This window comes from Novosphingobium rosa NBRC 15208 (assembly GCF_001598555.1).
In the GTDB taxonomy this organism is placed as follows: Bacteria; Pseudomonadota; Alphaproteobacteria; order Sphingomonadales; family Sphingomonadaceae; genus Novosphingobium; species Novosphingobium rosa.
In genome coordinates, this window is sequence record NZ_BCZE01000134.1 from 1 (window position 1) to 9,421 (window position 9,421).

The window sequence follows — 9,421 nt, forward strand, 5'->3', positions numbered from 1 at the left end:
GCATGCTTGATCCGATGTGATCGGATCAAGCATGCCAGCCGTCCGAAACGCAAACCTCAAAGCTGGAAGCGCAGCCCCATGCGGAAGGTGCGGCCCAGCAGGTCGAAATAGCTGCCGGTGGTCGAAAGACCGCCGCTGGCCACGATCGGCGGATCCTTGTCGAGCAGGTTGGTGATGTCGAAATAGACCTCCAGCGAAGACTTGCCCATCGGCACCTTGCGCGACAGCGACAGGTCCAGATAGGTCGCCCCGCCCACATGGTTCTGGTCGATGGTGGGGTAGGAGGTGATCGGCGTGGTGGCGGTGACGGCCGGGCAGCCGCTGGCGCATTGAATGTATGTGTTGCTGATCGTGCCGGGCGAGACGCCGCGCACCACCAGCGCGCTGGTGAAGTCCTTCAGCGTATAGGTGGCGGCGAAGCGATAGATCCACTGGGGCACGCCGTCGCTCATCGAGCCGACATAGTCGATGGGTCGGTCGATGCCGTTGTTGATGTAGTCCTTCAGATATTTCGTGGCCATGCCGCGCAGCGACAATTCACCCGGCAGCGAGATGCGGCTGAGCGGCAGTTGATAGCTGGCTTCGAAATCGATGCCACGGGCATGGATGGTCGAGAAGTTGAAGGGGCTGAGATTCACTGTCAACTGCGTGGCGCCGGTGGGCGTGCGGGTGATCGCCGAACAATAGTCGGTCAGCCCGTTGTAGCAGCGGTTGACGATCTCCTGCGAATAGACTTGCCCGATCGCATTGTTGATCTGGATATCGTAATAGTCGGTCGAGAGGCTGAGGCCCGGAATGAAGCGCGGCTGCAGCACGCCGCCGAAGGTCAGCGTGTTGGCGATTTCCGGCTTCAGGTTGCGATTGCCGGTGGTCACCTCGGTAAAGGTGGTCACGGCATTGTTGTTGAAGGGATCGTTGAGCGTGTTGGTGCGCGAGGTGCCCGCCTGATACAGCTCGTTCAGATTGGGCGCGCGAATGTCGCGGGAGCGGGTGAAGCGCAGGGTGATGTCACGGATCGGCTGAAAGGTGGCGCCGCCCTTCCAGGTGGTGACATAGCCCGAGGTGGAATAGCCGGTGAAACGCCCCGCGCCATTGACGGTCAGCCCCAGCCCCAGCGGCACCACGGTTTCGATGTAGCCTTCTTTCACGTCATAGCTGCCGAAGGTCGGCAGGAAATTGCCCACCGACCAGCCGGTGCGATATTGCGTGGGCACATTGCCGGAAACCTGCTCGCGCCGATAGGCAAAGCCGGTGGAGAGCGAGACTGCCCCCGCCCAGGTGCTGAAGGGATCGACCGACAGGTTCGCCTCGGCCACGGTCTGCTTGAAGGTCTGGTTGCGGTAAGGATTGCCCAGCACATAGCCCAGCGCCGCGGCGCTCGACACATTGGTGCCAAGGATGTTGAGCGGCGAGCAGCCATTGCCCGTGTTGGTCAGGCTGGAGCGGCACACCACCGTGCCCGCCGCCACGCCCAGCGCATTGCCCGCCGGCGCCGACACCGCATCGAGCGCCAGCGCCAGATTGGCGTTGTTGATGATGTTGCGCTCCATCTCATGCGTGTTGGTCACGCCATATTGCGCATAGCTGGTCCAGCGGAAGGTCTTGCCCAGCCATTGGAACTTGCCGTCGCCGCCCAGCACATAGCGCTGCACGCTGCGGGTGTTGTCATTGATGCGATAGGGGAAGCCCGCATCCGAACTGCCCACGGTGATGGTGTTGGTGCCGGTCAGCAGGTTGCCCAGAGTCTGCTGCACATAGGGATTGCTGGCCTGCAGGATGGCGGTGGAAATCAGCGAGGGGCCCGCGTTGAACACGGTGTGATGCCAGTTGTAGGAGGCTTCGCCATAGATGTTGAGCGCGTCGGACACTTCGAAGCTGGTGCGCCCGAAGACGCCGCGCCGGTCCTCCTGGGCATCCAGCCCGATGCGGCGGTTGCCATCGGCCAGCGCCGCATCGCCGCCCACCGAGGTGGTGGTGTTCGACGGACTGCCGTAATTGTAGCGGCCCAGCGCGCCATTCGCGCCAAAATAGATGCCGCGCAGCGCATTGGGCGTGGCGCCCGCCGAGGCATTGATGATGCCGCCGGGCAGCGTGTTGTTGGTGCCCGCCCCCGTCACGACCAGATAGGCGGGTTGCCCATTGTTGCTGGTCCACGCCGGGTTGGACAGGATACGGTCGCCATGCTGGTTCCAGCTGTATTTGCTGGCGTCGAAAATGCCGTCCTTATGCGCCCATTCGCCATCGAGCAGGATATGGCCGCGCCCGCCGGCAAACTTCATGCCCGCCGCCACGCTGCCCTTGTAGTTGAAGCCATCGCCCTTCTGGTTGAAGCCCGATTCCACATTCATGCGCAGGCCGGTGAAGCCCTTGTCCAGCACGAAGTTCACCACGCCCGACACCGCGTCCGAACCATAGGCCGCCGAGGCGCCGCCGGTGACGATCTCGACCCGCTTGATCAGATCCTGAGGGAAATCGTTGACGTCAACGTCGCCGGTGATGTCCGACCCCACCGAGCGGTGCCCGTCGAGCAGCACCAGCGTGCGCGTGGTGCCCAGATTGCGCAGGTTGAGCGCATTGATCCCCGCCAGACCCGAGGAAATCGCCAGGCGCGAATTGGCCGGGCGCGTCGATCCGGCCACGGCGGGCAGCGTGTTGACGAAATCGGCGACGTTGTTGCTGACCGATTGCGTGCGCAATTCGGTCTCGCCGATCACATTGAGCGGCGTGGGCGACTGGAAGCCGGAGCGCAGGATGCGCGATCCCGTCACCAGAATTTCGCTGTCGGGCTGGTCGCTCGCGGCATCGCTTTTGGATGGCGCCGTATCCTGGGCAAGGGCCGCCACCGGCCCCCATGCCAGAGCCACCGCCAGCGCTCCGCCGGCAATCATGCGCTTATAAGACTGTTTCATTGCTTGGAGCCCCCATGCTCAAACTGGTTACAAGCCGACAGCACCATGCGTGATGGCGCGATCAGACTTTGCGCGCGTGATGTTCCCTGCACCTTCATGCTCAGCCTCCCTCCTGTTCTGCGCCCGGGCGGTCATGCTTGTGCCGCCCGAATTCGCAGTGCCTTGGCCTTGGCTGTGGCAACCCGGCCCCGGTCATGATGTTGCAATGTCGGGGCGCTAGTCCTCTCGAACCGGTCCCTAATTGGTATCAGGCTGCACCTGCCGCTTCTTGCCGTCAATCACCCAGATCGTTCCTATTGTTGGGTTATCCATAGACTTAGGGCATAAGGTGCAGGAATCCGCCCTTTGCAAGGGCAGAGCTACCACTTGACGCCAGACCACTTGAGGCCGATCATGGCGCCTTCATGAATTTTCGGCACATCGAAATCTTCCATGCGGTCTATGTCCATGGCTCGGTCAGCTCCGCTGCCACTGCACTGAACGTCTCGCAGCCCTCGGTCTCCAAGGTGCTGCGCCATGCCGAACAGACTTTGGGTTTGGAGCTGTTCCAGCGCACGCGGGGTCGCCTGGTCCCCACGCAGGATGCCCACGCCCTTTTCGCCGAAGTGGCCGAGGTGCATGACAAGGTGCGATCCCTGCGCCAGACCAGCCGCAATTTGCGCGACGGACGCGGCGCGGTGCTGCGCGTGTCGGCGCTGCCCTCGCTGGGGCTGGATCTGATCCCTCAGGCGGTGGCCAGCTATCTGCGCCAGCACAGCGAAGTGCTCTTCGATCTGCAGACGCTGCATCACGATGAAATCCTGCGCAAACTCTATGAGCGCGAAACCGATGTGGCGATCAGCTTCCATCTGCCCCCCGGCGCGCCCGTCACCCACCGCGTGATCGGCGAGGGCGAACTGGTCGTCCTCTACCGAGAGGATGACCTGCCCGAGGCCCCGCCCCGCCTTTCGCTCGACAGTCTGGACGGGCAGCGCTTTATCAGCCCCATTCAGGCCGGGCCTTTGGGCTGGCTGCTCTCGGGCGAGATGGAGCGGCTGGGCGTTACCCTTCAGGAGACGGTTTCCGCGCGCACCTATTATGTCGCCGCCGGGCTGGTGAAGGCCGGGGTGGGCATGGCCATCGTCGACAATTTCACCGCCGAGGCGGCGCGCGAAAGGGGCCTCTCCTACCGCCCGCTTCAACCGGCGATTGCCTATGATATCAACGCCGTCTTCCTGCAGAGCCGCCCGCCCTCGCAGGCGATGAGCGACTTCCTCGACAGGCTGGCCGCGATCATCGACGCCTTATAACCGCCATCTATAGGGTGCGGGAGCAAGGCTATTGGTCCACGCCCGGCCTGCCCGATAGGCTTGTTTGCATCCTTCCCGCAAACAGGCGCGCCATGATCCTTTCCCCCTATCTGCTCTACATCGGCCATTCGCGTGACGAGATCGGCATCAAGACGTCCCGTGGTCTCGCCGCCTTCCGCCCGCGGGATTGTACCGGCGAATTCCGGCACGACGATTGCCCGCTCACGTTGAACCTGCCGCGCCAGAGTTTCGCGCAAAGCGTGGCAGCCGGCGCGCGCACGCTGGTGCTGGGCGTGGCCAATGCCGGGGGCCGCATGGGCGAGGATCTGGTGGCCGATGCGCTGGCCGCGATGGACGCCGGGCTGGACATCGCCTCGGGCCTGCATCAGCGTCTGAAGGATGTGCCCGAACTGGTCGAGGCCGCGCGGCGCCTTGGCCGCAGCCTGCATGATGTGCGCGATCCGCACCCCGACATTCCTGTGGGCAATGGCCGCAAGCGCGCGGGCAAGCGCCTGCTGACGGTGGGCACCGATTGCTCGGTGGGCAAGATGTACACCACGCTGTGTCTGGCAAAGGGCCTGCGCGCGCGGGGCGTCGCCGCCGATTTCCGCGCCACCGGGCAGACCGGCATCCTGATCGCCGGATCGGGCGTGCCGCTCGACGCCGTGGTGGCGGACTTTATCTCCGGCGCCATCGAGCAGATCAGCCCGGAGCGCCATGACGGCGGCTGGGATCTGATCGAGGGTCAGGGCTCGCTGTTCCATCCCTCTTTCGCCGGGGTCTCGACCGGCCTGCTGCATGGCGCCCAGCCCGATGCGCTGGTGCTGTGCCACGATCCCGCGCGCCAGCATATGCGCGGCCTGCCCCATTATGGCCTGCCCGCGCTGGAGGAGTGCCTTGAGGCCAATCTGCGCACCGCCCGCCTGACCAACCCGCAGGTGCGCGCGGTGGGCATTGCGCTCAACACCTCCGCCATGGAGCCCGAGGCCGCCCGCCGTCTGTGCGCTCAGACCGAAACGCGTATGGGCCTGCCCTGCTGCGATCCCTATGCGATGGGCGTGGAGGGCATGCTCGACCAGTTGCTGGGCGTGAGCGCCTGAAAACCGGGTCTTGTCAAACGCATGGCAAGGCGGGATGACATGCCAAACACAAGCGCGGGCAAGGACACAACAGCTATGGTGATCGTCAAGCGCTGGCTGGCATGGCCCCTGTGGCTCCGCGTGCTGGGGGCGCTGCTGCTGGGCGTGCTGCTGGGGCTGACCGCGCCGGGCTTCGTAGGCGGTATCGCCTTTGTCGGCGACCTGTTCATGCGGCTGATCCGCATGCTGGTGGTGCCGGTGGTGTTGATCAGCATCGCTAGCGGCGTGGCCGCCATGGCCGATCCACGCCGACTGGGCGCGGTGGGTGCGCGCACGCTGGGGCTCTTTGCGCTGACCACCATCTGCGCGGTCTCGCTGGGCATGGCGATCGGGCTGGTGCTGCATCCCGGTGTGGGCGCCAAGCTGGGCCAGCTGCCGCCCCATGCGCTGGGCCCCACCCCCAGCCTTGGCGAGCAGCTGCTGGCCATCGTGCCCACCAACATTCTGGCGGCTCTGGCACAGGGCGATATGCTGGCGATCATCTTCTTCTCGGTGCTGCTGGGCCTGGCCACCATGACGGCGGGGCGGCAGGGCCGCGCCATGGCGCATGGGCTGCGCTCGGCCAATGCGGTGCTGTTCCAGATGGTGCGGCTGGTGATGGAGGTCACCCCCTTCGGCGTGCTGGCGCTGATCGGCAATGCGGTGGCCAAATTCGGCGTGGCGGTCTTCGCCAATATGGGCTGGCTGGCCGCCGGCGTTATGCTGGGCGTGGTGGCGCAGATGCTGCTGGTCCACGCACCACTGGTGGCCACCTTGGGCCGCATGAGCCCATCGCGCTTCTTCCGCGCCCTGCCCGAGGCACTGCTGGTGGCCTTCTCCACCGCATCGTCAGCCGCCACCCTGCCCGCCGCGCTGAAGGTGGCGCACGAGGGGCTGGGCGTCGATCCTGCCGTCGCCTCCACCGTGCTGCCCATCGGGGCCAGCATCGGCAAGGATGGCACGGCGATGTATGTCGGCCTGCTCAGCCTGTTTGCGCTGCAGGCGCTGGGCATCACGCCCGATCTGCCGATGCTGGCCATCGTGCTGCTGACCGGCGTGCTGGCCGCTTTCGGCACGGCGCCGATCCCGGCCGCCTCGCTCTTTATGCTGAGCGCGGTGATGTCGGCTGTCGGCGTCCCGCCCGAGCGTTGCGCCTTGGTGGTGGGCTTCGTGCTGCCTTTTGATCGCCTGCTCGACATGACCCGCACCGTCGCCAGCGCCAGCGCCAATCTGGCCGTCACCACCGCCGTGGCGCGCAGCCAATAACCCATCCCCCCAGCGAAAGGTCTCGCTTTCGATGACACGCTTCAAACCCGCCGCCCTGATGCTGGCCACCACCCTGCTGGCAGGCGCCGCCGCTCCGGCACAACAGGCCGATGTGGTGATAACGGGCGGCACGATCTACGATGGCGGCACCGGCAAGCCCTTCATCGGCGATGTGGCGATCAAGGGCGAGCGCATCCTCTATGTCGGCCCGCACAGCCCCTTGCGCGCCGCGCAAACCGTTGACGCCAAAGGCATGATCGTCAGCCCCGGTCTGATCGATGCGCACAGCCATCCCGACACCTACATCCTCTCGCCCGACCCGGCGGTGCGGGTCAATGCGCCATGGACGCGGCAGGGTGTCAGCACCATTCTGGTCGGTGTGGACGGCTATGGCACGCCCGATATTGCCACCTATGCCGCCCAGCGAAGCAAGGCGGGCGTAGGCACCAATCTGGTGCCAATGATCGGCTTTGGCGCGGTGCGCCAGCGCGTGCTGGGTCAGGATGCCCGCGCGCCCGATGCCGAGGAACTCGGCCGCATGAAGGCGCTGGTCGCCAAGGGCATGTGCGAGGGCGCGGTGGGCCTCTCGACCGGCCTGTTCTACCCCCCGCAAAGCTTCGCCAAGACCGAGGAGGTGATCGCCGTCGCCCGCGAGGCCGCCATCCGCGGCGGCCTTTACGATACGCATCAACGCGATGAATCCAGCTACACCATCGGCCTGAAAGGATCGGTGCAAGAGGTGCTGCGCATCGGGCGCGAGGCAGGCATGCCGGTCCATTTCGCCCATATCAAGGCGCTGGGCGTCGATGTGCAGGGCCAAGCGCCAGAGATCATCGCCATGATCGAGGCGGCCCGCAAAGCCGGGCAGGATGTCACCGCCGATCAGTATCCATGGCTGGCCTCGGGATCGAGCCTCGAGGCCTCGCTGCTGCCGGGCTGGTCAGTCGATGGCGGGCCGAAAAAGATGCTGGAACGCTTCGCGGACGCCCCCACCATGGCGCGCATCCGCGCCGACATGGTGAAGAACATGCGCCGCAGGGGCGGCCCCGCCAAGATGCTGCTGATCTCTGCAGGCTTCGACTGGACCGGCAAGACGCTGGAACAGATGGCAACGGCGTGGCGCCTCGATCCCCTCGATGCGGCGCTCAAGATCATCACGCAGGACGCCCGATCCGACGATAAGCATTACGGCGGCGCCATCGCCTCCTTCAACATGATCGATGCCGATGTGGACCTGTTCATGAAGCAGCCGTGGGTGGTCACCAGTTCCGACGGCTCGGACGGCCACCCCCGGCAATTCGCCACCTTTGCCGAAAAATACGCCCTCTATGTGCAAAAACGCCATGTCATCGATCTGGCAACCTTCATCCGCCAGTCCACCGGGCGCACCGCCGATATCTACAGGCTGGATCATCGCGGCTATCTGCGCGCAGGCTACTATGCCGATGTGGCAGTGATCGACCCTGCCCATTACGCCCCGCGCGCCGATTACGTCCATCCGCGCGAACTCAGCGTGGGGGTGCGCCAGCTCTATGTGAACGGACGCCTCACCGTGGATTCCGACACCAACACCGGTATTTTGGCTGGCCGCGTGCTGCTGCGCCCGGCACCGAAAGCCTGCCCCGCGCATTAGGTATAGACAGGCGGCATACCGCTGCCACCAATTAGCATAGCACAGGGCGGGCGGGCCGCCCTACCCTGTGCCTCCCCCCTGAAGCGAGCGTCCGGGTCTTCCCCTCTCTGGGCCCGGGCGCTCCAACCACCGGGATTGTTCATGTTTCGCATCAATCGCCGCAGGCTCCTGCGTTCTTCCATCGCTCTGGCAACATTGGAGACCGTCATGTGCAGCCCTGCTCTGGCCCGTTCGCTGCCGCTGGCCACACGCCGCAAGGTGCCCGGAGCGCAAGGCCAGATCGAGATCATCGACGACCATCTGGGCGTCCCCCATATCCGCGCCGCCAGCAAGGCAGACGCCTTTTTCGGCCAGGGCTATGTGGTGGCACGCGACCATCTTTTCGCCATCGACCTCGACTATCGCCGCCGCACGGGCCGCCTGGCCGAAAGCTTTGGCGCTCCCTTCGCGGACCATGACGAAGCCTCCCATCTGCTGCGCTATCGCGGCGATCTGGAGGCCGAACTGGCCGCTTTGGGAGAAGAAACCAGAAGCTGCCTCGAAGCCTATGTCAGCGGCGTGAACGCCCGCATCGCCGAATGCGAAGCCGACCCCAGCCTGCTGCCGCTGGAATACGGCATCCTCAAGCTCCACCCGCTGCGCTGGGACGCGCGCCAGCTGATGGCCGGGCGTGACATCGCCGTGGGCAATCTGGAGGAAAAGATCCGCCGCGCCGCGCTGACCCATGCCGGACGGCTCGATCTCGATGCGATCTGCGCGCCGCTGCGCCCGCCCGCGCCCTTCACCCCGGCGCCGGGCCTCGATCTGGGGGCGATCAGCCCCGAGGATTTGGGCATCCTCCACAAGGCCGCCAAGGGCCTGCCCTTCGGCGCGCTGGTCGATGAGGCCGGGCGCCGCACCGACAATGCCAATGCGGGCAGCAACGCCTGGACCCTGGCCGGATCGCACACCGCCAGCGGGCGGCCCATTCTGGCCAATGATCCGCATATCGGCATCGGCGGCTTTGCGCCGCGCCATGTCGCGCATCTCTCCGCGCCGGGGCTCGATCTGATCGGTGCGGGCGCTCCGGGTCTGCCCGGCATCATGCAGGGCCATACCGACCGCTTCGCCTTTGGCCGCACCAATTTCCATATCGATCAGGAGGATGTCTTCATCCTCACCCTCAACCCCGCCGATCCCGAGCAATACCGCCATAACGGCGGCTGG

Annotated in this window: 6 protein-coding genes; 5 read left to right on the forward strand and 1 reads right to left on the reverse strand. The window is 65.4% G+C overall.

Annotation, left to right across the window (positions count from 1 at the left end; genetic code table 11):
* Window positions 1-56: 56 nt before the first annotated feature.
* The gene (locus tag SR3_RS29395) at window positions 57-2,909 is read right to left on the reverse strand and encodes a TonB-dependent receptor plug domain-containing protein (RefSeq protein WP_068094714.1); all 2,853 of its coding nucleotides are present in this window, start codon (window positions 2,907-2,909) and stop codon (window positions 57-59) included.
* A gap of 404 nt (window positions 2,910-3,313) precedes the next feature.
* On the opposite strand from SR3_RS29395, the gene SR3_RS29400 reads away from it, so the two are divergent.
* The 5 genes from SR3_RS29400 to SR3_RS29420 form a co-directional block, all read left to right on the forward strand.
* Window positions 3,314-4,198 (forward strand): LysR family transcriptional regulator, encoded by an 885-nt coding sequence (locus tag SR3_RS29400; RefSeq protein ID WP_068094716.1) that lies wholly within the window; start codon window positions 3,314-3,316, stop codon window positions 4,196-4,198.
* Between the two features lie 92 nt (window positions 4,199-4,290).
* The gene (gene dgcN, locus SR3_RS29405; RefSeq protein WP_068094719.1) at window positions 4,291-5,298 is read left to right on the forward strand and encodes an N-acetyltransferase DgcN; all 1,008 of its coding nucleotides are present in this window, start codon (window positions 4,291-4,293) and stop codon (window positions 5,296-5,298) included.
* Between the two features lie 39 nt (window positions 5,299-5,337).
* Window positions 5,338-6,582, forward strand: coding sequence for a dicarboxylate/amino acid:cation symporter (locus SR3_RS29410; protein ID WP_307564891.1), 1,245 nt, complete (start codon window positions 5,338-5,340; stop codon window positions 6,580-6,582).
* A gap of 31 nt (window positions 6,583-6,613) precedes the next feature.
* Window positions 6,614-8,215 (forward strand): N-acyl-D-amino-acid deacylase family protein, encoded by a 1,602-nt coding sequence (locus SR3_RS29415; RefSeq protein ID WP_084456055.1) that lies wholly within the window; start codon window positions 6,614-6,616, stop codon window positions 8,213-8,215.
* A gap of 207 nt (window positions 8,216-8,422) precedes the next feature.
* A partial coding sequence (locus SR3_RS29420; RefSeq protein WP_174549215.1) for a penicillin acylase family protein occupies window positions 8,423-9,421 on the forward strand: 999 nt, incomplete at its 3' end.

Bases quoted from the DNA above. Each gene is read 5' to 3' on its own strand.
- SR3_RS29395 (WP_068094714.1), bottom strand. From the start codon at position 2,909: ATGAAACAGTCTTATAAGCGCATGATTGCCGGCGGAGCGCTGGCGGTG.
- SR3_RS29400 (WP_068094716.1), top strand. From the start codon at position 3,314: ATGAATTTTCGGCACATCGAAATCTTCCATGCGGTCTATGTCCATGGC.
- dgcN (WP_068094719.1), top strand. From the start codon at position 4,291: ATGATCCTTTCCCCCTATCTGCTCTACATCGGCCATTCGCGTGACGAG.
- SR3_RS29410 (WP_307564891.1), top strand. From the start codon at position 5,338: ATGCCAAACACAAGCGCGGGCAAGGACACAACAGCTATGGTGATCGTC.
- SR3_RS29415 (WP_084456055.1), top strand. From the start codon at position 6,614: ATGACACGCTTCAAACCCGCCGCCCTGATGCTGGCCACCACCCTGCTG.